This window comes from Cellulomonas fulva (assembly GCF_018531375.1).
Taxonomy (GTDB): Bacteria; Actinomycetota; Actinomycetes; order Actinomycetales; family Cellulomonadaceae; genus Cellulomonas; species Cellulomonas fulva.
Window position 1 is genome coordinate 405,141 of record NZ_JAHBOH010000002.1, and the last position, 25,536, is coordinate 430,676.

General features: G+C 73.9%; 18 protein-coding genes and 1 tRNA gene. 14 read left to right on the forward strand and 5 right to left on the reverse strand.

Annotated features, from left to right (window positions below; all coding sequences use genetic code 11):
• The first annotated feature begins 25 nt into the window (after positions 1–25).
• On the forward strand, positions 26–1,342 hold the full coding sequence (locus KIN34_RS15400) for a hypothetical protein (RefSeq protein ID WP_214352792.1): 1,317 nt from the start codon (positions 26–28) through the stop codon (positions 1,340–1,342).
• Positions 1,343–1,381: 39 nt separating this feature from the next.
• Positions 1,382–1,954, forward strand: coding sequence for a hypothetical protein (locus tag KIN34_RS15405; RefSeq protein ID WP_214352793.1), 573 nt, complete (start codon positions 1,382–1,384; stop codon positions 1,952–1,954).
• A gap of 624 nt (positions 1,955–2,578) precedes the next feature.
• Here the strand turns inward: KIN34_RS15405 and KIN34_RS15410 are convergent.
• A tRNA-Gly gene (locus KIN34_RS15410) sits at positions 2,579–2,649 on the reverse strand.
• A gap of 242 nt (positions 2,650–2,891) precedes the next feature.
• Between KIN34_RS15410 and tig the strand changes: the two genes are divergently transcribed.
• From tig to KIN34_RS15440, 6 genes are all read left to right on the forward strand, one after another.
• Positions 2,892–4,310: a trigger factor gene (gene tig / locus KIN34_RS15415; RefSeq protein WP_214353131.1), complete on the forward strand. Its 1,419-nt coding sequence runs from the start codon at positions 2,892–2,894 to the stop codon at positions 4,308–4,310.
• A gap of 204 nt (positions 4,311–4,514) precedes the next feature.
• On the forward strand, positions 4,515–5,111 hold the full coding sequence (locus KIN34_RS15420) for an ATP-dependent Clp protease proteolytic subunit (RefSeq protein ID WP_214353133.1): 597 nt from the start codon (positions 4,515–4,517) through the stop codon (positions 5,109–5,111).
• Positions 5,112–5,172: 61 nt separating this feature from the next.
• Positions 5,173–5,877 carry an ATP-dependent Clp protease proteolytic subunit gene (locus KIN34_RS15425; protein WP_307858283.1) on the forward strand — a complete coding sequence of 235 codons (705 nt, stop codon included), beginning with the start codon at positions 5,173–5,175 and terminating at the stop codon, positions 5,875–5,877.
• Between the two features lie 274 nt (positions 5,878–6,151).
• Complete coding sequence (clpX, locus tag KIN34_RS15430) at positions 6,152–7,429, forward strand: ATP-dependent Clp protease ATP-binding subunit ClpX (protein WP_214352794.1); 1,278 nt, start codon at positions 6,152–6,154, stop codon at positions 7,427–7,429.
• Between the two features lie 41 nt (positions 7,430–7,470).
• Complete coding sequence (locus KIN34_RS15435; protein WP_214352795.1) at positions 7,471–7,815, forward strand: chorismate mutase; 345 nt, start codon at positions 7,471–7,473, stop codon at positions 7,813–7,815.
• Positions 7,816–8,005: 190 nt separating this feature from the next.
• On the forward strand, positions 8,006–9,208 hold the full coding sequence (locus tag KIN34_RS15440) for a baeRF2 domain-containing protein (RefSeq protein ID WP_214352796.1): 1,203 nt from the start codon (positions 8,006–8,008) through the stop codon (positions 9,206–9,208).
• Positions 9,209–9,244: 36 nt separating this feature from the next.
• Here KIN34_RS15440 and KIN34_RS15445 read toward each other — a convergent pair whose 3' ends face one another.
• The 3 genes from KIN34_RS15445 to valS are packed head-to-tail and all read right to left on the reverse strand — an operon-like array spanning position 9,245 to position 14,676.
• Complete coding sequence (locus KIN34_RS15445; RefSeq protein ID WP_214352797.1) at positions 9,245–11,074, reverse strand: AMP-dependent synthetase/ligase; 1,830 nt, start codon at positions 11,072–11,074, stop codon at positions 9,245–9,247.
• 51 nt (positions 11,075–11,125) lie between these two features.
• Positions 11,126–11,965 carry an aldo/keto reductase gene (locus tag KIN34_RS15450; protein WP_214352798.1) on the reverse strand — a complete coding sequence of 280 codons (840 nt, stop codon included), beginning with the start codon at positions 11,963–11,965 and terminating at the stop codon, positions 11,126–11,128.
• A 56-nt stretch (positions 11,966–12,021) separates the two neighbouring features.
• Positions 12,022–14,676 carry a valine--tRNA ligase gene (gene valS / locus KIN34_RS15455; RefSeq protein ID WP_214352799.1) on the reverse strand — a complete coding sequence of 885 codons (2,655 nt, stop codon included), beginning with the start codon at positions 14,674–14,676 and terminating at the stop codon, positions 12,022–12,024.
• 126 nt (positions 14,677–14,802) lie between these two features.
• Here valS and KIN34_RS15460 point away from each other — a divergent pair, with 126 nt between their 5' ends.
• The 6 genes from KIN34_RS15460 to cofE all read left to right on the forward strand — a co-directional run bounded on the left by KIN34_RS15460 (position 14,803) and on the right by cofE (position 25,173).
• Complete coding sequence (locus KIN34_RS15460; protein ID WP_214352800.1) at positions 14,803–16,644, forward strand: hypothetical protein; 1,842 nt, start codon at positions 14,803–14,805, stop codon at positions 16,642–16,644.
• A gap of 53 nt (positions 16,645–16,697) precedes the next feature.
• On the forward strand, positions 16,698–17,717 hold the full coding sequence (locus KIN34_RS15465; protein ID WP_214352801.1) for an EamA family transporter: 1,020 nt from the start codon (positions 16,698–16,700) through the stop codon (positions 17,715–17,717).
• Between the two features lie 217 nt (positions 17,718–17,934).
• Complete coding sequence (locus KIN34_RS15470) at positions 17,935–21,726, forward strand: Pls/PosA family non-ribosomal peptide synthetase (RefSeq protein WP_307858284.1); 3,792 nt, start codon at positions 17,935–17,937, stop codon at positions 21,724–21,726.
• Positions 21,723–23,108 (forward strand): M1 family metallopeptidase, encoded by a 1,386-nt coding sequence (locus KIN34_RS15475; RefSeq protein ID WP_214352803.1) that lies wholly within the window; start codon positions 21,723–21,725, stop codon positions 23,106–23,108. Before KIN34_RS15470 ends, KIN34_RS15475 begins: the two co-directional genes overlap by 4 nt.
• Before the next feature lie 224 nt (positions 23,109–23,332).
• Complete coding sequence (locus KIN34_RS15480; protein ID WP_372449561.1) at positions 23,333–24,373, forward strand: TIGR03557 family F420-dependent LLM class oxidoreductase; 1,041 nt, start codon at positions 23,333–23,335, stop codon at positions 24,371–24,373.
• The gene (gene cofE / locus KIN34_RS15485) at positions 24,370–25,173 is read left to right on the forward strand and encodes a coenzyme F420-0:L-glutamate ligase (RefSeq protein ID WP_214352804.1); all 804 of its coding nucleotides are present in this window, start codon (positions 24,370–24,372) and stop codon (positions 25,171–25,173) included. Before KIN34_RS15480 ends, cofE begins: the two co-directional genes overlap by 4 nt.
• 11 nt (positions 25,174–25,184) lie before the next feature.
• On the opposite strand, the gene KIN34_RS15490 is transcribed toward cofE, so the two are convergent.
• On the reverse strand, positions 25,185–25,508 hold the full coding sequence (locus KIN34_RS15490; protein ID WP_214352805.1) for a heavy metal-binding domain-containing protein: 324 nt from the start codon (positions 25,506–25,508) through the stop codon (positions 25,185–25,187).
• Between the last annotated feature and the right edge of the window lie 28 nt (positions 25,509–25,536).

The following is a 25,536-nucleotide window of genomic DNA, read 5'->3' on the forward strand; positions in this document are numbered from 1 at the left end:
AGGGGGCTCCGGGTAGATGAAGCACATGCTCGAGCGCAAGGCAGCGGCAGCGGCATCTGCCCTTGCAGTGACCGTGGCGCTGACTACGGCGGGAGCGGTCGCGCCGCCGGACGTAGCGGCACCAGAACTTCCGAGTGGCATCGAAGATTCCCGCAGCCTTGACACCCCGCTGCTAAGCAGCGGCACCCTGCGAACCACCACCGGCGCAGCTGTAGGCGATGGAACCCCCGTCGTGCTGTACGCGTGGCCAGACGACGAAGCGCTCGCGAGTGCGGCCATCGGAGAGGCACTCCCGCTGACGCCGGTCGCCGCAACGACGACCACGGCGGGCAGGTTTGAACTTCGACTGCCCAACTCGGACGCGCTCGCGCCGTTCTCGTCTGGCGACGGCATTGCGGACCTGGAGATTATGACATCGGCGGATGCGCAGCCAGTGAGCTCGTCGTTCTCCGTCAAGCGCAGCGTGCGCAAGATTCTTGCGGGAGGCGTGCGTCCGGGGCTTCCCGTGGTGAACGGCGGTACGACGCCAGAGGGAACATCCGGGATGGTCGAAGTCGCCGAGATCGAGCCCACCGTCGAAACAAACGGGATCAGCCTAAGCCCGGATGGAACGGTACCGCTAGAGGAGACCGCAGAGATGGACGCGGACTCGGCCGCCGCAACCACGGCGCCGATCTCCACGGTTGCTTCCAGCGAGGCGACCCCCGCCAGCTCATGCTCCGTGGCACGCTACAAGGAAGTCGGCAATCGGTGGGCGATCGTTGGCGAAGGCTACAACTCGACCGGCGTGACCAACCAGTTCTCGTACAACGAGGGTCGTGAGACGACGCTTGGAACAGCGATTTCTGCGACCTCCAAGGCGGGAGGCTGGAAGGCTTCCGGAACCAAGACGCTCAAGTCGGATGTCGAAGTCGACTTCCCGGCCTCCACCTACTTCGCATCGAAGAACGTGTACAAGACTGGGTTCTTCATGGCCATCTACAAGACGACATGCTGGTCGCTTCATAACCCTAATCCCATCTCAGTCTCCTACAGCCTGCGCCCCTGGGCGGGCGCAGGAGGGACGGCAGTCTCATCCTCCACCAACGTTCCGACGGGTCCACTCAAGTACTGCATTAATCAGGTCGCCGGCAGCAGCTACGGCAGGGCGAGTGAGAAGGCTGCGACGTTCGGCGGAGGCCTGGCAGTTGGCGATGCCATCGGTATGACGTTGAGCTCGCAGGCTGGCTACAACACCCGCGTGAAGATCCGATACCAGTTCAACAAGGCTGCCCGAATTTGCGGGACCAACGGGCCAGCCAACGTTGCCGCGCGGCTGTACACACGCGCTGGGACTTCGTAACCGGTGGCACGATCTGCCCGGGCCGAGACAGGAGCACCGATGCTCACGTCCGTACACGGTGCGGCTGGAGAGAGACCGGTAGGTCGACAGTCGTACGCAGGTAGGACGTCCCTCCTAGTCGCGGCAGCGTTAGCCTTGTCCTCCTGCACGTCGTCGGCGCCCGCAGTCGAGAACCTAATCGGAGCCGACGACGACTCGGTAGATTCCGAGCACTGCGTGCCATACGCCGATACCGGTGTCATCAGCGCTACAGTGGGGTTGGACAATAGTCGCGGCGACCGAGATCTGACGGTCGAGTCGGTCGAACTGCAGGAGCAGAAGGCCCTCGAGCTCACAAAGGCGTACATCGCGCCTCCGGAGGTCTGGCAGAGACTGATGAACGGCGCACCGTTCAGGCCGAGCGACGAGTGGGTCAGCCAGGCGATTCCCCCGGGCGCGGATGCGGTCGTTCCCGCTGGCGAGACGTGGGGTCTCGTTCAGGTAGTCAAGGCCTCTGAGGAGGGCGGGTCGGCGCACCAGTCTGTAGTTCACTACAAAGTCGAGGGCACTCCTCACACGGCCTTTACGCACACAAGCATCACCGTGGCCCCCGAAGGTCGGGTATGCGAGTAGGGGTGACCAGGTCGTTACCCGTGGGGAACCCCCGCACCAAGTGATGACACAAAGCCCTTAGCCGGGCCGCCTCCTGACGTGCGACGAAGTCGAAGCGAATACCGCCCGGCACGGTGACCCTCATCAGGGAGGGCCGGGCATTTCGCCCCTGGCCGTCCTGCCAGGGACGATGAGCGGCGTGACGACGAACCCGCGTGGTGACGGTGAACGAATCCTCACTGCCGACGAGGTGGCCGCGATGACCGCCCGGAAGCTCGCCAGGGTGCCGAAGCGGCAGCTGTGGCGCAGCGGGGTCGTTCCACCCGCCCCGGTGAGGTCGTCGAGCCAGCCACGGGCGTCGTCGTAGGATTCAAAGTGGGTGGTCTCGTGGACGCGCTTCCCGTCAGGGCCTGGGTGGTAGGCCTGCCATGCCACCAACCGGCCTGCTCGCGGACACGGCCGAACGGTCGTGGCACGGGGACCTTCGAACGCGGGTTGATAGCCAGTCTGCACCCGCCGCCGGTACCGAGTCGGTACTGAGTGGGTACCGGAACACGCCACAACGGCCCATCCCGGTACTGAAACCGCCTCGCCGGGCCCTTCGGCCGACCGGTCAAATATGGCCTGACCTGGCCTGATGCTGGGAGCGGACGACGGGAATCGAACCCGCGTAGCCAGTTTGGAAGACTGGGGCTCTACCATTGAGCTACGTCCGCACGGGCCACCCGCGGGGTGACCAGCCCCGACAGGCTACCGGTTCTCGCGGACGGTCCGGCACCGGCGACACCCGGTGCGCGCAGCCCGCTGCCGCGTTCGCCGGACGTCGTTCCCGCCAGCCCGTGATTCGGCCCGGGGAACCGCCGTGGCGTACCATCGAGGGTCGCCCGCGCGTCCTGCGAGCCGCGCACGCCAGCCGCCGATCTCGGCGAGCCACCCCGATCAGTTGGAGAGCATCGAAGTGAAGAGCGCCGTCGAGACCCTGGACCCGACGAAGGTCAAGCTGACCGTCGAGGTCACGTACGACGAGCTCCGCCCGAGCATCGAGCACGCCTACCAGCACATCGCGGAGCAGGTCACCGTGCCGGGCTTCCGCAAGGGCAAGGTGCCGCCGCGGATCATCGACCAGCGGGTCGGCCGTCCGGCCGTCATCGAGCACGCCGTCAACGAGGGCCTGGGCGCCTTCTACGCCGACGCGGTGCGCGAGAACAAGCTGCGCCCGCTGGGCCAGCCCGAGGTCGAGGTCACCAAGGTCCCCGGCCTGGTCGCCGGCGAGGAGGAGGGCGAGCTGCACTTCTCCGCCGAGATCGAGGTGCGCCCCGAGATCACGATCCCCGCGCTGACGGACGTCGCGATCACGGTGGACGGCGTCGAGGTGTCCGACGAGGACGTGGCGGGGCGCCTGGACGCGCTGCGCGAGCGCTTCGGCACGCTGGTGGGCGTCGACGCCCCGGCGGTCGAGGGCAACTTCGTCGTGATCGACCTGGTCGCCAAGATCGGCGAGGAGGAGGTCGACTCGGTCTCCGGCATCAGCTACCAGATCGGCTCGGGCAACATGCTCGAGGGCCTCGACGAGGCGCTGACGGGCCTGTCGGCGGGCGAGACGACGACGTTCGAGACCGAGCTCGTCGGCGGCGAGCACGCGGGCGAGAAGGCTCAGGTCACCGTCACGGCGTCCAACGTGAAGGAGCGCCAGCTCCCCGAGGCGGACGACGACTTCGCCCAGCTGGCCTCGGAGTTCGACACGCTCGAGGAGCTGACCGCCGACCTGCGCGAGCAGGCCGCCCGCACGAAGGTCTCGAACCAGGCCGTGCAGGCGCGCGACCTCCTGGTCGAGAAGCTCCTCGAGGGCACCGACATCCCCGTGCCGGCCGGCGTGGTCGAGGCCGAGGTGCACCGTCACCTGGAGTCGGAGAACCGCCTCGAGGACGACGAGCACCGCACGGAGGTCACGGAGCAGGCGCAGACCGCCCTGCGCAACCAGATCCTGCTCGACACGCTCGCCGAGCAGCTCGAGGTGAAGGTCTCGCAGCAGGAGCTCGTCGAGTACCTGGTCCAGGCCTCGCGCCAGTACGGCATGGACCCCAACACGTTCATCAAGACGCTCGACGAGGGCGGCCAGATCCCGGCGATGGTGGCCGAGGTCGCGCGCTCGAAGTCGCTCGCGGTCGCGCTGCGCCAGGTCAAGGTCACCGACCCGGCGGGCGCCGACGTCGACCTCTCGGACTTCATCGGGTCCGACGAGGACGACGCGGCCGCCGAGCAGGACGCCGCGGCCCAGGCCGCCGCGGTGGCCGACGCCGCCGTCGCGTCCGCGCCCGAGGCGGAGGCGACCGCCGACGAGACCACGGACGACGAGGCCGCCGCCGCCAAGGCCTGAGCCCGCTCGAAGGCCCCGTCCCCGGCTCTGCGCCTGGGCGGGGCCTTCGTCGTCCCCGGGGCCGCCTGCGACCCACCGGGCGCTCGGCTGCGCCGACAGCGAAAACGGGCCCCGCCCGGCCATGACGGCGCCGTCGCTGGCGTTAGTGTCACTGCAACGCAGGACCCCCGTACCGACCAAGGAGCCTTCGTGAACGACGCCCCGATGGCCCGGGCTGACTCCCCGGGATTCGGCCTGAACGACCACATCTACAACCGGCTGCTGCGCGAGCGGATCATCTGGCTCGGCTCCGAGGTGCGCGACGAGAACGCGAACGCGATCTGCGCGCAGATGATGCTCCTGGCGGCCGAGGACCCGGACAAGGACATCTGGCTGTACATCAACTCGCCGGGTGGCTCGATCACGGCGGGCATGGCGATCTACGACACCATGCAGTACATCAAGCCGGACGTCGCCACGATCGCGATGGGCATGGCGGCCTCGATGGGGCAGTTCCTGCTCTCGTCGGGCGCCAAGGGCAAGCGCTACGCGACGCCCCACGCCCGCGTGATGATGCACCAGCCGTCCGGCGGCATCGGCGGCACCGCGACCGACGTGCGGATCAACGCCCAGCTCATCCTGCACATGAAGACCGTGCTGGCCGAGCTGATCGCGGAGCAGACCGGCAAGCCGGTCGAGCAGATCCACGCCGACTCGGACCGCGACCGCTGGTTCACCGCGCCCGAGGCGCTCGAGTACGGGTTCATCGACCACGTGGTCGAGGCCGCGAGCTCCGTGACCGGCGCCGGCGGCACCGCCTGAGCGTGCGCCGCGTCGCCGGCACCGGCCGGCCCGTCGCCCACCGAGACCTCGAGGAGAACCCGTGAGCACCGAGTCCCAGTTCATCGCCCGCGCGGGCACGCTCGCCGGCGGCTTCGGCCGGCCGGCGGCCGCCGCGCCGTCCAGCCGGTACGTGCTGCCGCAGTTCGAGGAGCGCACCGCCTACGGCTTCAAGCGCCAGGACCCGTACACCAAGCTGTTCGAGGACCGCATCATCTTCCTCGGCGTGCAGGTGGACGACGCCTCGGCCGACGACGTCATGGCCCAGCTCCTGGTGCTCGAGAGCACCGACCCGGACCGCGACATCACGCTGTACATCAACTCGCCCGGTGGCTCGTTCACCGCGCTGACCGCGATCTACGACACGATGCAGTACATCAAGCCGCACATCGCGACGGTCTGCCTGGGCCAGGCGGCGTCGGCCGCGGCCGTGCTGCTGGCCGCGGGCACGCCGGGCAAGCGTCTGGCACTGCCGAACGCCCGCGTGCTGATCCACCAGCCCGCGATGGAGGGCGGCGGCTACGCGCAGGCGTCCGACATCGAGATCCACGCCAACGAGCTGATCCGGATGCGGGAGTGGCTCGAGGAGACGATCGCGCACCACACCGGCCGCGAGGTCGACAAGGTGCGTCAGGACATCGAGCGCGACAAGATCCTGACCGCGCAGCAGGCGCTGGAGTACGGCCTGGTCGACCAGGTGCTCGCGAGCCGCAAGGGCGTCCAGCCCACGGTGATCGAGCCCTCCTGACCCGCTCGTCCTGACGGCGGCGTCGCGTCCGTCCCGTCCCGGGTCCGCATGCTGGACCCGGGGACCGCGGGACGGCGCGGCGCCGCCGTGAGCGCTCATGCGGGTGATTCGGCCGCTGGCTCCTCGTGTGAACCGGTTCAGGACCGAAGAGACAGGGACACGCCGCGACTCTCGGCGCGGCTACGGCTGACACGGGGCACGGCGTAGTGTCCAATGAACAGGCACACGCACTGCACGGACACGGAACGCAGGACTGCACGGAAGGGGACACGACGTGGCTCGGATCGGGGACGGTGCCGACCTCCTCAAGTGCTCCTTCTGCGGGAAGTCCCAGAAGCAGGTCAAGAAGCTCATCGCGGGGCCCGGCGTCTACATCTGCGACGAGTGCATCGAGCTCTGCAACGAGATCATCGAGGAGGAGCTCGCCGAGGCCAGCGAGACCGGCCTGGTGGAGCTGCCGAAGCCGAAGGAGATCTTCGAGTTCCTCGAGCAGTACATCGTCGGCCAGGAGCAGGCCAAGAAGGCCCTGTCGGTCTCGGTGTACAACCACTACAAGCGGATCCAGGCGGGCGAGGGCGCGCGCAGCGCGGACGACCACGTGGAGATCGCCAAGTCGAACATCCTGCTCGTCGGACCGACGGGCACGGGCAAGACGTACCTCGCGCAGACGCTCGCGCGGATGCTGAACGTGCCGTTCGCCATCGCGGACGCGACCGCCCTGACCGAGGCGGGCTACGTCGGCGAGGACGTCGAGAACATCCTGCTCAAGCTCATCCAGGCCGCGGACTACGACGTCAAGAAGGCCGAGCAGGGCATCATCTACATCGACGAGATCGACAAGATCGCGCGCAAGAGCGAGAACCCGTCGATCACGCGCGACGTCTCGGGCGAGGGCGTGCAGCAGGCGCTGCTGAAGATCATCGAGGGCACGACCGCCTCGGTCCCGCCGCAGGGCGGCCGCAAGCACCCGCACCAGGAGTTCATCCAGATCGACACGGGCAACGTGCTGTTCATCGTCGCCGGTGCGTTCTCCGGGCTGGACGACATCATCGCCGCGCGGGCCCGCAAGCGCGTCGTCGGCTTCGGCGCGCCGCTCGTCGACCACCACGAGGAGGGCGACCTGTTCTCCGAGGTGCGCCCCGAGGACCTGCAGAAGTACGGGCTGATCCCGGAGTTCATCGGGCGGCTCCCCGTGGTCGCCGCGGTGGGCCGGCTCGACCAGGACGCACTGGTCCGGATCCTCACGGAGCCGCGGAACGCGTTGGTCAAGCAGTACCAGCGGATGTTCCAGATCGACGGCGTCGAGCTCGAGTTCGCCGACGAGGCCGTCGCGGCGATCGCCGACCAGGCGCTGCTGCGGGGGACGGGCGCGCGCGGTCTGCGCGCCATCATGGAGGAGGTCCTCCAGCAGGTGATGTTCGAGGTCCCCAGCCGCGACGACGTGGCGCGCGTGCTGATCACGCGCGAGGTGGTCCTCGAGAACGTCAACCCGACGCTGGTGCCGCGCGAGGCGCCGCGGGACAAGCGCACGCCGCGCGAGAAGAGCGCCTGAGAGTACGGGTCGAGCCGTCCGCCCGGCCTAGGATCGCTCGCGTGACCGACACGCCCGCCACGACGTCCCGGGACGACGACGGCATCCCGCCCGAGCTCGCGCGCCTGCGCCACAGCATCGACAACATCGACGCCGCGCTGATCTACCTGCTCGCCGAGCGGTTCAAGGCGACCAAGCAGGTCGGTGTCCTCAAGGCCCAGCGCGGGCTGCCCGCGTCCGACCCCGGTCGCGAGGAGCGCCAGGTCGCGCGCCTGCGCGAGCTCGCCCGCACCGCCGACCTCGACCCGGTGTTCGCGGAGAAGCTCCTGGCTTTCATCGTGGCCGAGGTCATCCGGCACCACGAGGCGCTGGCGCAGGACCACGCTCAGGACCAGCAGCAGGACTAGCGGCACGAGCAGCGCGGCTCGGGCGGCCGCTCGCCGTCGCGCTAGGTGGGTCGCGTGCGGTCGCGCTCAGGCGCGCAGTCTTTCCTGGGGTGGCGGCTCCGGGCGGCGTGCGGTTGGTTGGTGGGGTAAGCACGCGGGCCCTGGCCGGACGTGGATGCAGGGGCCCGTACCAGCCCACAGGAGGTTGCCCATGGACCTGCACTGGCTCACGCCGCTGCTCGGACGCCCGGCACCGTTCACCACGGTGTTCCTCGACGCGACCCGCGCTGAGGTCGCGGGGGAGTCGGAGGCGTCGGACCGGTGGCGCGCCGCGCGCCGCGACCTGGAGCGAGCGGGGGCGGCGTCCGGGGTGCTGGACGAGATCGAGGAGCTGGTCGCGCGGCCGCCCTCGGTGCGCGGACCCCACGGCCGGGTCGTGGTCGCCGACGCCGACGGCGTGGTGATCGACCGGGTGGTCTCGGAGGCGCCCGCGCAGACGGTCGCGACCCACGGCCCCGTCCCCGACCTGCTGCCGGCCGTCCGGTCGGCGGACGAGTCGGTGTCGCTGCTCGTCGTCGAGGTCGACCGCACCGGTGCGGACCTGACCTGGAAGGACGCGGACGTGGCCCGGTCCACCGCGGAGGGCGGTGACCAGCCCGGCCGCGAGACGGTGGAGGGCGACCACGACGACATCCACAAGACGCGCGAGGGCGGCCTGTCCCGGCGCAGCCAGACGCGCGCCGAGGACTCGTGGCACCGCAACGCGGAGGCGGTCGCGGCGTTCCTCGACCGGCGGGTGACGGAGCGTTCGCCGGAGCTCGTCGTCGTGACGGGCGACGTGCGGGCGGTCGCGCTGGTGTGCGAGGCGGTCGGTCAGCACGTGCGCGAGCTCGTCGTCGAGGTGCCCGGTGGCGCCCGTGGCGAAGGCGTCAAGGCCGGGGCGTTCGCGACGAAGGTGCGCGAGGAGGTCGACGCGTTCCGCATGCGCCGTCGCGGCGCGACGCTCGACCGGTTCGCGCAGGCGCTGGGCCGCGGTGACGGCGCCGTCACGTCGCTCGCCGACGTGGTCGAGGTGCTGCGCCGCGGTCAGGTCGCGGAGCTGGTGCTGGCGGACGCGGGGCTCGCGGGGCTGCAGGACCGTGAGCTCGTCGTCGGCGGCCAGCCCCTGGAGCTCGCGACCAACCAGGCGGACCTCGACGCGCTCGGCGCCACCGAGTCCAGGGGCTATCCGGCGATCGTCGCGCTGGTCCGGGCGGCGCTGGGTCAGGACGCGGGCGTCACGTTCGCGCCCGACGGCACCGTCGAGCTCGTCGACGGCGTGGGCGCGCTGCTGCGCTGGACCGACGAGTCGACGCCGAGCGAGCAGCTGCTGACGCAGTCGGCGGACGCCGGCCGGGTGCGCTCGATCGTCTGACGACGGGCACCGGCGCCCCCGGGGCGCCGGCTGGGCTCACGCCCGGTCGGTGCCCTCGCGCGTGTCCACGTAGAGCGCGTCGACCTGGTCCGCCAGGTCGCGCAGCACCAGCGCGCGCTTCACCTTCAGGCTCGGCGTCAGGTAGCCGTTGGCCTCCGTGAAGTCGGTGTCGAGCACGCGGATCTTGCGGATCGACTCGGCGCGGGAGACGGCCTCGTTGGCGCGCGAGACGGCGCGGTCCAGCGCCTCGACCACCTGGGGGTGCGTCGCGGCCGCGGTGACGTCCATCTCCGGCAGCCCGTGGTTGGCGAGCCACCCGGGGAGCATCTCGGCGTCGAGCGTGACGAGCGCGCCGATGAACGGGCGCTGGTCGCCGACCACGACGACCTGGCTCACGAGCGGGTGCCCGCGCAGGCGGTCCTCGAGCACCGCCGGCGCGACGTTCTTGCCGCCCGCGGTCACGATGATCTCCTTGGACCGGCCGGTGATGTGCAGGTAGCCGTCCTCGTCGAGCGTGCCGAGGTCGCCGGTGCGGAACCAGCCGTCGACGAGCACGGCCCGGGTCGCCTCCTCGTCGTGCCGGTAGCCGCGGAACACGTGCGGGCCGGCCACCCAGATCTCGCCGGACTCGTCGACCCGCAGCCGGGTCCCCGGGAACGCGGGGCCCACCGTCCCGACCTTCACCAGCCCCGGTCGGTTGACCGCGGTCGGCGCCGTGGTCTCCGTGAGGCCGTACCCCTCGAGCACCCGTACGCCGATGCCGCGGTAGAAGTGGCCGAGGCGCTCGCCCAGGGGCGCCCCGCCGGAGATCGCGTACTCGGCCCGCCCGCCGAGCGCCGCGCGCAGCCGGCCGTGCACCAGCCGGCCCGCGAGGCGGTGCTGCGCGCGCAGCGCCGCGCCGGGGCCGCCGGGCTCGTCGATCGCGCGGGAGTACGCGATCGCGACCTTGGCGGCCCACCGGAAGACCCGCAGCGACGCGCCCGAGCCGGCCTTCTGCTCCGCGGAGTTGTAGACCTTCTCGAACACCCGGGGGACCGCGAGCACGAACGTGGGCTGGAACGACGCCAGGTCCGGCAGGAGGTTGCGGGTGTCGGGCGTGTGGCCCAGGACCGCGCCCGACGGGATGCACAGCACCTGGATGAACCGGGCGAACACGTGCGCGAGCGGCATGAACAGCAGCGTCCGGCTCCCGGGCCGCGCGCAGACGTCGCCCAGGCCGTCGACGCCCAGCAGTGCGAGCGACACGAAGTTGCCGTGCGTGAGCTCGACGCCCTTGGGGCGACCGGTCGTGCCGGAGGTGTAGATGACGGTGGCCAGGTCGTCGGGCCCCGCCAACGCGCTGCGCCGCGCGACCTCGCTGTCCGGGACGTCGCGGCCCTCGGCGACGAGCGCGTCGACGGCGCCCTCGTCGATCACGAGCACGTCGGTGAGCCCGGGCAGGTCGTCGCGGACCTGCGCGACCACCGCGGCGTGCGCCGGGGTCTCCACGACCGCGAGCCGCGCGCCCGTGTCCGAGCAGATCCAGCGCACCTGCTCCGGCGACGAGGTCTCGTAGATCGGCACCCCGACCGCGCCGGCGGCCCAGACCGCCAGGTCCAGCAGCGTCCACTCGTAGCGCGTGCGGCTCATGATCGCGACCCGGTCGCCGGGCTGCAGCCCGCGCGCGACGAGACCGCGCGCCACGGCCGTGACGTGGCCGGAGACCTCGCGGACCGACAGCGGGACCCACGGCGTGCCGGGGCCCGACGAGCGCTCCACCAGCACGCCCTCGGGATCGCGTTCGAGGCGGCGGGCCAGCAGGCCGGGGACGTTGCGCGGCGCGTCCGCGAGCGGGTCGGCCGTGGCGGTGGCGGGCGTGCCGGGCACGTGGGTCTCCCGAGGTCGGTGGCACCGTGGACGCCGCGACCCTACCGCCGCTCAGAGCTCGGTGTAGACCGCCGGGTCCTGGTCGGCGATCCGCCCGTCGGGGCGGGTCAGGGCGCTGATCGCCGCCATCTCCTCGTCGGACAGCCCGTCCCCGTCGAGCGCGGCGAGGTTCTCCCGGCGTCGGTCCGCCGACGAGGACTTGGGCAGCGGGACGGCACCGAGCTGGACGTGCCAACGCAGCACCACCTGCCCGGGCGTGAGCCCGTGCTCCTGCGCGATGCCGACGACGGCGGGGTCCTCCAGGACCGTGCTGCCGCGTCCGAGCGGGCTCCACGACTGCGTGACCACGCCACGGGCGGCGTCGGCGGCCCGCTGCTCCGCCTGGGCGAACCGCGGGTGCAGCTCGACCTGGTTGACGCTGGGCAGCTCGCCGGTGACGCGCTGCAGCGAGTCGAGGTGCTCCGGCAGGAAGTTGGACACGCCGACCGACCGGACGAGCCCCGCGTCGCGCAGCGACAGCAGCGCCGCGAACGCCTCCGCGTACAGGCCGTGCCCCGGGTTGGGCCAGTGGATGAGGTAGAGGTCCCAGTGGTCGAGCCCGGCGCGGAGCAGGGACTCCTGCACCGCGCGGACCGCGTCGTCGTGCCGGTGGTAGCGCCCGGGCAGCTTCGACTGCAGCACCAGCTCGTCGCGCGGCACGCCGGAGGCTCGGACGCCGGCACCCACGCCGGCCTCGTTCTCGTAGTTGTACGCGGTGTCGATCAGGCGGTAGCCCGCGTCGATCGCGTCGGCGACCGCGTCCCGCGCGGCGTAGCCCTTGAGCGGGTAGGTGCCGAACCCGATCGCGGGCAGGGCGAGGCCGTCGGACAGCGCGTGCGTGAGGAGGGTCATGGGTTTCACGCTACGTGCGTCCGACGAGCCCCGCCCGCCTCGACCGCGAGCGGGAGTCAGCCGCCGCGCTTGACCGGCTCGCCCAGCTGCGCGTCGTGCGCCACGGGCTGCTCGACGTCGCCGCCGACGAGCTCGAGCGTGCCGGTCGCGCGGCCCGCGGCGCGCACGTCGTCGAGCGCCGTGCCGACCGCGTCCAGGCTCTCGGCCGGGACCTCCAGGCGCGCCGCGAGGATCTCGGTGCGCATGGAGACCTTGGCCTCGGACTTGACCTTGCGCAGCGCGGCGAGGGCGGCACCCGCGGCGGTCACGGTGCCGAACGTCGCGTCGCCCGCGGCGCCGCGCAAGGGCGCGGCCTCGGGCCACGGGGCGCGGTGCACGGTGCCCTCGCGCCACCAGGACCAGACCTCCTCGGTCGCGAACGGCAGCACCGGCGCGAGCAGGCGCAGCAGCACGTCGAGCGCGAGGCACAGCGCGGCGCGCGCGCTGTCGGCGCCGGCACCCTCGCCGTAGGCGCGGTCCTTGACGAGCTCGAGGTAGTCGTCGCAGAACGTCCAGAAGAACGTCTCGGTGACCTCGAGGGCGCGCGTGTGGTCGTAGGCCTCGAGGGCCGCGGTCGCCTGCTCCACGACGTCGGCGAGCCCCGCCAGCATCGCCCGGTCGAGCGGCACCGTGACCAGCGCCGGGTCCAGCGCGGGCGCGGCGTCCGCGTCGCCGAAGGAGAGCGCGAACTTGGACGCGTTGAGCACCTTGATCGCGAGGCGGCGGCCGATCTTCATCTGGCCGACCTCGAACGCGGCGTCCGTGCCGAGGCGTGCGGAGGCCGCCCAGTACCGCACCGCGTCGGAGCCGTGCTCCTCGAGGAGCGCCATGGGCGTGACGACGTTGCCCTTGGACTTGCTCATCTTCTTGCGGTCGGGATCGAGGATCCACCCGCTGATCGCCGCGTCGGACCACGGCAGCGAGCCGTGCTCCAGGTGCGAGCGGACGACCGTGGAGAACAGCCACGTCCGGATGATGTCCTGCCCCTGCGGGCGCAGGTCCATGGGGAACACGCGGGCGAACAGGTCGGGGTCCGTGCGCCAGCCGCCGGCGATCTGCGGCGTGAGCGAGGAGGTCGCCCAGGTGTCCATGACGTCGGGGTCCCCGACGAAGCCGCCGGGCACGCCGCGCTGGTCGGCCGAGTAGCCGGCCGGGACGTCGGACGACGGGTCCACCGGGAGCTGGTCCTCGGTGGGCACGAGCGGGCGCGAGTGGTCGGGCTCGCCGTGCTCGTCGAGCGCGTACCAGACCGGGAACGGGACGCCGAAGAACCGCTGCCGGCTGATCAGCCAGTCGCCGTTGAGGCCTCCGACCCAGTTGGCGTAGCGGACCGCCATGAAGTCGGGGTGGAAGTCGAGCTGCGTGCCGCGCTCGAGGAGGTCCGCGCGGAGCTGCTCGTCGCGGCCGCCGTTGCGCAGGTACCACTGGCGGCTCGTGACGATCTCGAGGGGCTTGTCGCCCTTCTCGTAGAAGTTCGCCTTGCGCTGCGTGGGTGTGGGCTCGCCGTCCAGGTCGCCCGTCTCGCGCAGCCCGGCGACGACGGCCTCGCGCGCCGAGAACGTCGTCTTGCCGTGCAGCTCGGCGAACCGTGCCCGGCCCTGCTCGGAGGTGATCCACTCCGGCGTCTCCCGCAGCAGCCGGCCGTCGCGCTGAACCACCGAGCGCGTCGGCAGCTGCAGCTCGCGCCACCACTGCACGTCGGTGAGGTCACCGAACGTGCAGCACATCGCGATGCCCGCGCCCTTGTCCGGCTCGGCCGCCGGGTGCGCGAGCACCGGGACCTCGACGCCGAACAGCGGCGTCGTCACCGTGGTGCCGAACAGGTGCTGGTAGCGCTCGTCGTCGGGGTGCGCGATCAGCGCGACGCACGCCGGCAGGAGCTCCGGGCGCGTGGTCTCGATGTGGACAGGGCCGTCGGCACCGTGGAACGCGACGCGGTGGAAGGCGCCCGGGTAGTCGCGCGCCTCGAGCTCGGCCTGCGCCACCGCGGTCTGGAACGTCACGTCCCAGAGCCCGGGCGCCTCGGCCTGGTACGCCTCGCCGCGCGCGAGGTTGCGCAGGAACGCCTGCTGGGCGACGGCGCGCGCCTCGGCCGAGATGGTCTGGTACGTGCGCGACCAGTCCACCGACAGGCCCAGGTGACGCCACAGCGCCTCGAACTGGCGCTCGTCGTCCACCGTCAGCCGCTCGCACAGCTCGACGAAGTTGCGCCGGCTGATCGGCACCTGGTCGGCGGCGCGGGACTTGCCGGCGGAGCCCTCGAAGCCCTCGTGCGGCGGCTCGAAGCCCTCGACGTAGGGCAGCGACGGGTCGCAGCGCACCCCGTAGTAGTTCTGCACCCGCCGCTCGGTCGGCAGGCCGTTGTCGTCCCAGCCCATCGGGTAGAAGACCTCGGCCCCCCGCATGCGGCGGTAGCGCGCGACGACGTCGGTGTGCGTGTAGGAGAACACGTGGCCCACGTGCAGCGACCCGGAGACCGTGGGCGGCGGGGTGTCGATCGAGTAGATCTCCTCGCGCGTGCGCGACCGGTCGAACGCGTACGTGCCGTCCTGCGCCCAGCGCGCGGCCCAGGTGTCCTCGAGCCCCTCGAGCCCGACCTTGTCCGGTACCCGGCGGCCGGTGGCGGACGTCGCGGGCTCGGTGCGTGCTGCGTCGGGGGTGAGGTCGCTCATGACCCCTGATCCTCCCAGATGCGGCGGCGCTCGCCGCACGCATTCCACGTGCCCTCCGGGCGGGCCGGGAGCGCGCGTCACGGCGCGCGGCCTCTGGCACGATGGCGAGGCGTCGAGAGGGGAACGATGACCGGCGACGACGGCCTCGCGGGGCAGCGTCCGGCGCCCGGCGGCGGGGCGCACCGGGCGAGCGCGCTGGTCGAGGCCGCCCGGGACGCGCACGCACGCGCGACGAGCGCGCCGGTCGACCCGGTCACGGCCGTGCACGCCGCGGCCGCCCGGCGGTGGACCGCAGGCCTGCGTGTCGCCGCCGCGGCGCTGACCGAGGTGGGCGACGGACGGCACGACGAGCCGTCGCAGGAGCTGTCGGCGCTGTCTGCCCCGCCGGCCCGGCCGGCCCCGCCGGCCCCGTCGGCGACGGTACGCGCGCCGTCGCCGCGCGGGCTCGCGGGCCTCGCGACGGCGGCCGCCGAGGCCGTCGTCGGAGCGCTGTGGCGGACCCTCGACCGGGTCGGGTCGGCGGGCTTCTCGCTCGACCCGCGCGACGCAGCCGCCAACCTCCGCACCGCGGCCGCCCTCGCGGCACGGGCACGCCGCGCCGCGACCCGGCCGCCGCCCGGCGACGCGGCCGCGAGCGGGCGCGCCGCGGACGCGTGGCGCGCCCTGGCGGACGCGCTCGATGCGGCCACCCGCGAGGTGGCGACCGACGGCGCGGCCGGCGACCTCGCATCCCGGCTGGAGGACACCGCCGCGGGCGCCCGACGAGCCGGCGCGGCCCTGGCGGCGCTCGCCGACGCGCTCGCCCGCGCGCGCACCGGCCACGGCGCGGTGCGCACGGCACTGCGGCGCGCCGCCGCCGACCTCCCGCGCCGTCCTCGGGACCTCGGCCGGGTCGACGGCCTGCTCGCGCACCTCCGCGAGGCGCTCGCGGCCGGGTTCGGCCCCTGGCGTGCCGCCGCCACGGCCGCGCGCCGGTGCGAGGCGGAGCTTGCTGCGGTGCGGGCCGCCATGCCGTTCCCGGACGGCCTCGCGCCCGGCCTGCGCGCAGCGGAGCTGACCGCGCTGCACGCGCCGGGATCCGGCCGGCCCCCGCTCGTCGACGGCGTGCTGCGCCGGGCACGTTACGAGTACGCCCGCCTGCCGGCGACGGATCGCGCCGCCGTGGACGCGGCGCTCGCGGGGGCGGCGTCGGCGCGCACCCGGGCGTGGCTGCTCGCGCTGCTCGCGGCGGGGCACGGTCCGACGGCGCTGCACCGCCTGGCGCGCCACCTCGCCGACCGCGACCCCGACGCCTCGTCGGACCCGGTGCGTCACCTCGCCGCGGGACGCACGCTGCGGCAGCCCGACGACCTCACGTGCGGCTCGTCGTCGCTCGTCGTCGCCCGGATGGTGCGGGACCCCGCGGTCGCGACCTGGGTGCTCGACGGCTACGACGTCCGCACGGACGAGCGCGACGCGCGCACGCCGCAGGACCGGTTCGAGGAGCTCGTCCGGCAGACGAAGGCGCGCACCGACGACCCACGGGACGACCCCGCCCGGGGCTGGGCACCGCGCAACCTGTCCGCCCCGTGGCCGCCGGCCGCGGGGACGGCGCCCTGGGCCGCGGCGCGCGAGCTCCGGCAGGGCTCGGGGGTCGACCACCGCGTCGAGCTGGTCGACAAGGGCTCGGCGCGGGACCGCGCCGCGGCGTTCCGGTCGCTCGTCGACGCGACCGACGCCGGCTCCCCGGCGCTCCTCTACGTCGGCAACGACCTCTCGCCGCGGCACGTCGTGCTGGCACTGGCCCACGACGAGCGCGGCGTCCAGGTGTACGAGCCGAGCCGCGGGGTCCTCCGCACGGTCAGCCGGGACCAGTTCGTCGGCTCCGGGTTCTCGCTCGGGTCCTGGCGTCAGCCCTGGGCGGTCGTCGTCCCGTCGCGGGAGCCCGGTCGGCACGCGGCGCGAGAGGTAGGCCTCCGACGGCGGTGACCGTAGGGTCACGAGCACGGGAGCAGGTGACGCCGGAGATCGGGAGCGGACGCATGGACGGCGGGACGGGGTCGCCCGGGACGGGCCACGCTGCGGCGGGCGCGTCGGCACCGCGCGCACGGGTCCGCGGGGCGGGGGTCGTCGCCGGCCTGGTCGCGGCGCTCGCGTTCGCGACGAGCGGGCCCGTCGTCAAGCCGCTGCTCGAGGCCGGCTGGTCCCCGGGCGCGGCCGTCGTCGTGCGGCTCTGGCTGGGTGCGCTCCTGCTGGCGGGTCCGGCGGCCTGGGCGCTGCGCGGCCGCTGGCGTGCGCTGCGTGCGGACCGCGGCACGGTCGTCGGGCTCGGTCTGCTCGGCGTCGCGGGCGCGACCACGTGCTACTTCCTGGCCGTCGACCGGCTCCCCGTCGCCGTCGCGCTGCTGGTCGAGTACACCGGGCCGCTGCTCCTGCTCGCGCTCGCCTGGGTGCGCACGCGGCGTCCGCCCGCGCGCGCCACGCTCGTCGGCGCCGCGCTCGCGATGGGCGGGCTGGTGCTGGTCCTGGACGTCACCGGCTCGCTCGACCTCGACCCGGTGGGGCTGCTGTCCGCAGCCGGCGCGGCCGTGGGGAACGCGGCGTACTTCGCGTTCACCGCGCGGCCGATCGAGCTGCCCGCGGTGAGCCTGGCGGGCGCCGCGATGGTCGTCGGCGCCCTCACCGTCTCGCTGGTCGCGCTCGTCGGGATCCTGCCGGTGACGGCGCCGGACGTGCGGGTGGACCTGCTCGGTGCGCACGTGCACTGGGCGGTCCCGCTGCTCGTCGTGGGCGCGGTGCCGACCGCGTTCGCGTACGGCGTGAGCGCGGTGTCCGTGCGGCTCCTGGGGGAGCGGATCGCGTCCTTCCTGGCGCTCACCGAGGTGCTGTTCGCGGTGCTGCTGGCGTGGCTCCTGCTCGGCGAGCAGCCGCTGCCGGTGCAGGTGCTCGGCGCGCTCCTGGTGGTGGCGGGCGTCGCGCTCGTCCGCGCGGGCGCGGCCGAGGACGGCGAGGTGCCGCCGGCTCGGCGAACGCCCGTCGAACCCTGCGTGACGGCTCGGTGAACGCCCCGCTCGCGCGGCGGTCCGCACCGCGCGAGGCTGACAGGATCGACCGTCGGGCCGGACGGGCCTACGGCCCGGCGGGCCGACGGCGCGGAGGTGGAGCATCGACGGCACGCAGGTCCACGGCCAGGCAGGTCACCCGGACGGCGCGCCCGACGAGGGCCGCGCGGGGTTGCTCCGCGCGCACCTGGCGCCCCCGGCGCGCACCCTGGTCGACGTGCTCGCGGCCACGGTCGCGCGCTACCCGGACGCGCCCGCGCTCGACGACGGCTCCACGGTCCTGACCTACCGCGAGCTCGCGCGCGCGGTCGAGGTGGGCGCGCAGGGGCTCGCGGTCGCGGGGGTCGGGCCGGGGGACCGGGTCGGCGTGCGGATCCCCTCCGGCACCGTCGAGCTGTACGTCGCGATCCTCGCGGTGCTCGCGGCGGGCGCGGCCTACGTCCCGGTGGACGTCGACGACCCCGACGAGCGGGCCCGGACGGTGTTCCGCGAGGCGCGCGTCGCGCGCGTGCTGACGCAGGGCGACCTGGCGACGCGGCCGCCCGCTCGTCAGACCCAGGTCCGCCCGCCGGCGCTGGACGACGACGCGTGGATCATCTTCACGTCCGGCTCCACCGGCACGCCCAAGGGGGTCGCGGTGACCCACCGCTCGGCCGCCGCCTTCGTCGACGCCGAGGCGCGGCTGTTCCTGCAGCGCGAGCCGCTGGCGCCGGGCGACCGGGTGCTCGCGGGGCTGTCGGTGGCATTCGACGCGAGCTGCGAGGAGATGTGGCTCGCGTGGGCGCACGGCGCGTGCCTGGTGCCCGCGCCCCGCGCGCTCGTGCGCACCGGCATGGACCTGGGGCCCTGGCTGGTCGCGCAGCGGGTCACCGTGGTCTCGACCGTGCCCACGCTCGCCGGCCTGTGGCGGGCCGAGGAGCTCGCGGCCGTGCGGCTGCTCATCTTCGGTGGCGAGGCGTGCCCGCCCGAGCTGGCGGCGCGGCTCGTCGGCGCCGGCCGCGAGGTGTGGAACACCTACGGGCCCACCGAGGCGACCGTGGTCGCGTGCGCGGCGCTCATGACCGGCGAGGGGCCCGTACGGATCGGGCACGCGCTCGACGGCTGGGACCTCGCGGTGGTGGGCGCCGACGGCGTGCCGGTCGAGCCGGGCGGCACCGGCGAGCTGGTGATCGGCGGCGTCGGGCTGGCGCGCTACCTCGACGCCGCGAAGGACGCCGAGAAGTACGCGCCCGCGCCCGCGCTGGGCTGGGACCGCGCCTACCGGTCCGGCGACCTGGTGCGCGACGAGCCGGAGGGCCTGGTGTTCGTCGGGCGCGCCGACGACCAGGTCAAGATCGGCGGCCGGCGCATCGAGCTGGGCGAGGTCGACGCGGCGCTGGCGGCGCTGCCCGGGGTCGGTGGCGCGGCCGCTGCGGTCCGCCGCGCACCGTCCGGCAGCGCCCTGCTCGTCGGCTACCTGGCGCCCGTGGCCGGCGCGACGATCGACCTCGAGGACGCCCGCACGCGCCTGCGCGGCGAGCTGCCCGCGGCCCTGGTGCCGCTGCTCGCCGTCGTCGAGACGATCCCGACGCGCGGCTCCGGCAAGGTCGACCGCGACGCCCTGCCGTGGCCGCTCGAGCAGGCGGCGGCCTCCGACGAGCCCGTGGCCGGGCTGACGCCGACGCAGGAGTGGGTCGCGCGGCGCTGGACGTCCGTGCTGGGAGCCGCCGTGCAGGGGCCCGACGACGACTTCTTCGCGAGCGGCGGCGGGAGCCTGCTCGCCGCCCAGCTGGTCTCGGCGCTGCGCGAGCGGTACCCCACCGCCACCGTCGCCGACGTCTACGAGAACCCGCGGCTCGCCGACCTCGCCCGGCGGCTCGAGGAGCTCGAGCCGGTGGTCGGTGGCGACGAGGTCCCGGCCGCGCCCGTCCCGACGAGCACGCAGGCGCTGCAGTGGGTGCTCGCGGCGCCGCTCGCCGCGCTCGTCGGCCTGCGCTGGCTGACCTGGCTCCTGGCCGCGCTCGGCGTGGCCCGTGCCGTCGGCTGGGCGGGGTGGCTGCCGGAGGTCGCCGGGCTGTGGTGGTGGGTGGCGGCCGGGTGGCTCGCGCTGATCAGCCCGCTCGGCCGGATGGGCAGCACGGTGCTGGTGGCGCGCGTGCTGCTGCGCGGGGTGCGTCCGGGCCGGTACCGCCGGGGCGGCTCGGTGCACCTGCGGCTGTGGTTCGTCGAGAGCTGGGCGGCCGCGGCGGGCGCGGGAAACCTGTCCTGCGCGCCGTGGACCGCCGTGTACGCGCGGGCGCTGGGCGCCAAGGTCGGCCGTGACGTGGACCTGCACGCGTTCCCGCCGGTCACCGGCCTGCTGACGCTGGGCGACGGGTGCGCGGTCGAGCCGGAGGTCGACCTGTCCGGGCACTGGATCGACGGGGACGTGCTGCACCTCGGACGCGTGCGGATCGACAAGCGCGCGACCGTCGGCACGCGCAGCACGCTCGCGCCCGGGGTACGCGTGGGGCAGGGCGCGGAGATCGCCGCCGGGTCCGCCGTGCTTGGGTCGGTGCCGCCGGGCGAGCTGTGGACCGGGTCGCCCGCGACGTTCGAGGGGCCGGCGCGCGAGCACTGGCCGTCCGCGCGCGCCCCGCGCGGGCGTGCCTGGCCCGCGGTCTACGGCGCGACGGCGGGCGCGATCGCGGCGCTCCCGGTCCTCGCGGCGGCGTGCGGCCTGGCCGTCGTCGCCGCGTTCGCGCGGGACACCTCGTCGTGGGGCGAGGCCGCGGGGCGGCTGCTGCTCGCGAGCCCCCTCGGGGCGCTCGTCCTGCTCGTCGTGCTGGCCGCCGCGACGCTCGCCGGCGCGCGCCTGCTCGGCCTGGGCGTGCGCGAGGGGTACCACGCGGTGCGCAGCCGGACCGGCTGGCAGGTGTGGGCGACCCTGCGCCTCATGGACGACGCGCGCACGACCCTGTTCCCGCTCTACTCGAGCAGCCTCACGCCCGCCTGGCTACGTGCGCTCGGTGCGGACGTCGGGCGCGACGTCGAGGCCTCCACCGTGCTGCTGCTGCCGACCATGACGTCGGTCGGGGACGGTGCGTTCCTGGCCGACGACACGCTCGTCGGCTCCTACGAGCTGGGGCACGGCTGGCTGCGGATCGAGCCGGCGCGCATCGGCAAGCGCGCGTTCCTCGGCAACTCGGGGATGATCGCGCCGGGCCGGACGGTCCCGAAGCGCAGCCTCGTCGCGGTGCTGTCCGCGACGCCGGAGAAGGCGAAGGCTGGCTCGTCGTGGCTGGGCTCGCCCCCCGTGCGGCTGCGGCGTGCCAGCGCCGAGGTCGACCAGGGGCTGACGTTCGAGCCGCCCGCGCGGCTGCGCGTGGCACGCGCGCTCGTCGAGGTGTGCCGGTTCGCGTCGGTGTGCGCCACGTTCGCGCTCGGGACCGCCGTGCTCGTCGCGCTGGCGGGCGTGGTGGACCGGTTCGGGACGCTCGCGGCGGCGCTGCTGTCGGGGCTCGTCGTGCTCGCCGCGGCCGCGGTCGCGTGCGTGCTCGCCACCGCGGCGAAGTGGCTGCTCGTGGGCCGGCTGCGGGCGGGCGACCACCCGCTGTGGAGCTCGTTCATCTGGCGCAACGAGCTCGCCGACACGTTCGTGGAGTACGTCGCGGTGCCCTGGCTGGGGCCGGCCACCGCGGGCTCGCCCGCGCTCGTGCTGTGGCTGCGGACGCTCGGCGCGCGCATCGGCCGGGGCGTCTGGTGCGAGACCTACTGGCTGCCGGAGGCCGACCTGGTGCGGATCGGCGACGGCGCGAGCGTCAACCGGGGCTGCGTGCTGCAGACGCACCTGTTCCATGATCGGGTGATGAGCATGGACACGGTGACGGTCGGGACCGGTGCGGGGATCGGTCCGCACGGGGTGGTGCTGCCCGCGGCGGCGCTCGGTGACGGGTCCCGCGTGGGGCCGGCGTCGCTGGTGCTGCGCGGCGAGCACATCCCCGCGGGGACGCGGTGGACGGGCAACCCCGTCGCTCCGGTCGCGGGATGAGCACGGGGAGCACAGTGCGCACAGCGAGCACAGCGAGCACAGCGAGCACAGCGAGCACATCGAGCACGGTCAGCGCGGTCGACCCGTACCTGCCCGGCCGCGTCGACGGCGGGCTGGACGTCGCGCGGTACGAGCTCGAGCTCGACTACCGCGTCGCGGGCAACCGCCTGTCCGGCCGCGCCCGCGTCCACGCGCGCGCCACGCACGCGCTGGACCGGCTGTCGCTGGACCTGGTGCGGCTGCGGGTGGGCGAGGTGCTCGTCGACGGCCGCAGGCCCGCGCGCTGGACCCACCGCGACGGGCGCCTGGACGTCCGCCTGGCCCGGCCGGTGGCCGCGGGCGCCACGCTCGTCGTCGACGTCGCCTACGCCGGTCACCCGCAGCCGCGCCGCGGCCCGTGGGGCGAGGTGGGCTGGGAGGAGCTCGAGGACGGCGTGATCGTCGCCGGCCAGCCGGACGGCGCCCCGTCCTGGTTCCCCTGCCACGACCACCCCGGCGACAAGGCGAGCTTCTCGATCGCGATGACCACGGACCCGGGGTACGAGGTCGCGTGCAACGGGCGGCTGGTGGCGCGCACGGTGCGGTCCAGCCGGGTCCGGTGGCAGTTCGAGCACGACGAGCCGACCGCGCCGTACCTCGCGACGGTCCAGGTCGGCCGGTACACGCGATCCACGCTCGTCGGCGGTCCCGTGCCGCAGCACGTGGTGGCGCCGCCCGCGCTCGCCGCTCGCGTGGCGCACGACCTGGCTCGCCAGCCGCAGATGATGGACCTCTTCGTCGAGTGCTTCGGGCCCTACCCGTTCGACGAGTACACCGTCGTGGTCACCGCGGACGTGCTCGAGATCCCGCTCGAGGCGCACGGCATGAGCGTCTTCGGGTCCAACCACGTGGACGGCCGGCGGGGCGCCGAGCGCCTGGTGGCGCACGAGCTCGCGCACCAGTGGTTCGGCAACAGCGTGACCGTCCGGCGCTGGCAGGACATCTGGCTGCACGAGGGGTTCGCCTGCTACGCCGAGTGGCTGTGGTCGCAGGCCTCGGGCGGACCGACCGCCGACGAGCGGGCGCGCGCCGCCCACGCCCGCCTCGCCGCCGCGCCGCAGGACCTCCTGGTCGGCGACCCCGGGCGCGAGCGGATGTTCGACGACCGGGTGTACAAGCGCGGGGCGCTCACGCTGCACGCCCTGCGGCTGGCCGCGGGCGACGCGACGTTCTTCGGGCTGCTGCGGGCGTGGAGCGCGCGGCACCGGTTCGGCACCGTGGTGACGGCGGACCTGGTCGCCGAGGCCGAGGCGGCGGTGGGGCGGCCGCTCGGCGACCTGTTCGACGCGTGGCTGCACACCGCGGCGCTGCCGGCGCTGGGCGACCGGGCGCACTCCGCCTGACGACGTCGCCCGGCCGGTCCGGTCGTACCAGCCGGTGCGCCACCCGGACGCACCATCCGGACGCCCCACCCGGACGCGCCATCCGGGCGCGCCATCCGGACACGCCATCCGGGCGCACCACCGGCCGGCACGGCCCCGACCTCCCGTGCGGCGCGCACGGGGTTAGGGTCGAGCGACGAGCAGGACGACGAGCGGTGCGCGAGCACAGGGACGAGGGACGCTGCGTGGCGGGGACGACGGATGGTGTGGGGTCGGGAGTGACCGCGGCCGGTCTGACGGTCGGGTACGCGGCGATGCTCGAGCAGTTCCACCCGACGGAGGCGGTCGAGCTCTCGGCGTACGCCGAGCAGCACGGCTTCTCCGGGGTGATGGCCGCCGACCACTTCCAGCCCTGGGTGCCCGCGCAGGGCCAGGCGAGCTTCGTCTGGAACGTGCTGACCGCGGTCGGCGAGCGGACGACGGGCGACATGGGGCCGGGCGTCACCGCGCCGACGTTCCGCTGGCACCCCGCGATGGTCGCCCAGGCGAGCGCGACCCTGGCCGCCATGTACCCGGGGCGGCACTGGCTCGGGCTCGGCTCGGGCGAGGCGCTCAACGAGCACATCACCGGCCAGTACTGGCCGGAGGCGCCCGAGCGCATCAACCGGATGTTCGAGGCCATCGACATCATCAAGAAGCTCTTCCACGGCTCGCTCGCCGGCAAGGACGTCAAGCACCGCGGCGACTTCTACACGATGGAGTCGACCCGGCTGTGGACCATGCCGGAGGAGGCGCCGCCGATCCTCGTCGCGACCGCCGGACCCATCACGGCCAAGCGCGCCGGGCGCCACGCCGACGGCCTCATCACCGTGGGGGCCCCGCTCGAGAAGATCGAAGGGCTGTTCGGCCGGTTCCACGAGGGCGTGCGCGAGTCCGGGCGGGACCCCGAGTCGCTGCCCAAGGTGCTGCAGGTGCACATGTCCTGGGCCGCCACCGACGAGGAGGCGCTCGCGAACGCGATGCACGAGTGGCCCAACGGCGGCATGAAGTTCCCGAAGGCGGACATCCGCTCGCCGTTCGAGTTCGAGCAGATGGCCAAGCTGGTCCGGCCGGAGGACTTCGAGGGGCGCATGGTCATCTCCAGCGACCCGGACAAGCACCGCGCCGAGATCCAGAAGTACGTCGACCTCGGGTTCGACCGCATCTACCTGCACAACGTGGGGCGCAACCAGCGCGAGTGGATCGAGACCTTCGGCGAGCACGTGCTGCCGAAGCTCGTCCGGTGACCGAGCTGCGGGTCTGGGCGCCGGACGGGCTGCGGGAGGTCGTCCCGGGCGACGACCTGGTCGCGCTGCTCGTCGGGCTCCTGGCCGACGACGCGCGGGCGCACCCGGACCGCGCGCTCGCGGACGGCGACCTGCTCGTCCTGACGTCGAAGGTCGTGTCCAAGGCGGAGGGTCGCGTGGTCGCGGCCGACGACCGCGAGCAGGCGATCACCGACGAGACGGTGCGGGTGGTCGCCACGCGCGAGCACCCCGGCGGGGTGACCCGCATCGTCGAGAACCGGCTCGGCCTGGTCATGGCCGCGGCCGGGGTGGACGCGAGCAACACCCCGCAGGGCACCGTCCTGCTGCTGCCCGTCGACCCCGACGCCAGTGCCCGCGCGCTGCGGGCGGGCGTCGCCGCGGCGTTCGGCGTGCGCGTCGGTGTGCTGGTCACGGACACCGCCGGGCGGCCGTGGCGGGACGGCGTCACCGACATCGCCATCGGCGCCGCCGGTGTGCGCGTGCTCGACGACCTGCGCGGCGAGACCGACTCGCACGGCCGACCGCTGACCATGACCGTGACGGCGGTGGCCGACGAGGTCGCCGCGGCTGCCGAGCTGGTCAAGGGCAAGGCGGCGGGCCGCCCGCTCGCGGTGGTGCGTGGCCTGGCCGACCACGTCCTCGACGAGGACGGGCCGGGCGCGCGCGTGCTGGTCCGGCTCGGGGAGCAGGACATGTTCCGGCAGGGCAGCGCCGAGGCGTACGCGCAGGGCTGGAAGGACGCGCTCGGCGAGCAGGGCGGCGACGAGCCGACGGGCTAGGTGCGCGCTCGTCACGCGTCCGCGGGCTCGATGACGACCGCGGTCCCGTAGACGCAGACCTCGCGGAACTCGCCGACCTCGCCCACGTCGTGCCGCATCCCGACGACCGCGTTCGCACCCCGCTGCACCGCCTCGTGGACCATGCGGGCGATCGCCTCGCGCCGGGTGGCGTAGAGGACCTGGGTGAGGTCGGGCAGCTCGTCGCGCGCGGACGCGCCGAACGAGCCGGCGAAGGTGATGCCCGCACGGACGTTGACGCTCGTGACGCCCAGCACCTCGCCGAGGGTCGTGCGGATGCGGTGGCCTGCGACGGTCTCGGTGGTCACGACGATCATGCGTCGAGCCTGTCATCGCGGCGCGCGA

Coding starts and splice junctions, on each gene's coding strand:
- KIN34_RS15405 (WP_214352793.1), top strand. CDS start 1,382: ATGCTCACGTCCGTACACGGTGCGGCTGGAGAGAGACCGGTAGGTCGA.
- KIN34_RS15465 (WP_214352801.1), top strand. CDS start 16,698: ATGGACGGCGGGACGGGGTCGCCCGGGACGGGCCACGCTGCGGCGGGC.
- valS (WP_214352799.1), bottom strand. CDS start 14,676: ATGAGCGACCTCACCCCCGACGCAGCACGCACCGAGCCCGCGACGTCC.
- KIN34_RS15450 (WP_214352798.1), bottom strand. CDS start 11,965: ATGACCCTCCTCACGCACGCGCTGTCCGACGGCCTCGCCCTGCCCGCG.
- KIN34_RS15420 (WP_214353133.1), top strand. CDS start 4,515: ATGGCCCGGGCTGACTCCCCGGGATTCGGCCTGAACGACCACATCTAC.
- KIN34_RS15475 (WP_214352803.1), top strand. CDS start 21,723: ATGAGCACGGGGAGCACAGTGCGCACAGCGAGCACAGCGAGCACAGCG.
- KIN34_RS15460 (WP_214352800.1), top strand. CDS start 14,803: ATGACCGGCGACGACGGCCTCGCGGGGCAGCGTCCGGCGCCCGGCGGC.
- KIN34_RS15490 (WP_214352805.1), bottom strand. CDS start 25,508: ATGATCGTCGTGACCACCGAGACCGTCGCAGGCCACCGCATCCGCACG.
- KIN34_RS15440 (WP_214352796.1), top strand. CDS start 8,006: ATGGACCTGCACTGGCTCACGCCGCTGCTCGGACGCCCGGCACCGTTC.
- KIN34_RS15400 (WP_214352792.1), top strand. CDS start 26: ATGCTCGAGCGCAAGGCAGCGGCAGCGGCATCTGCCCTTGCAGTGACC.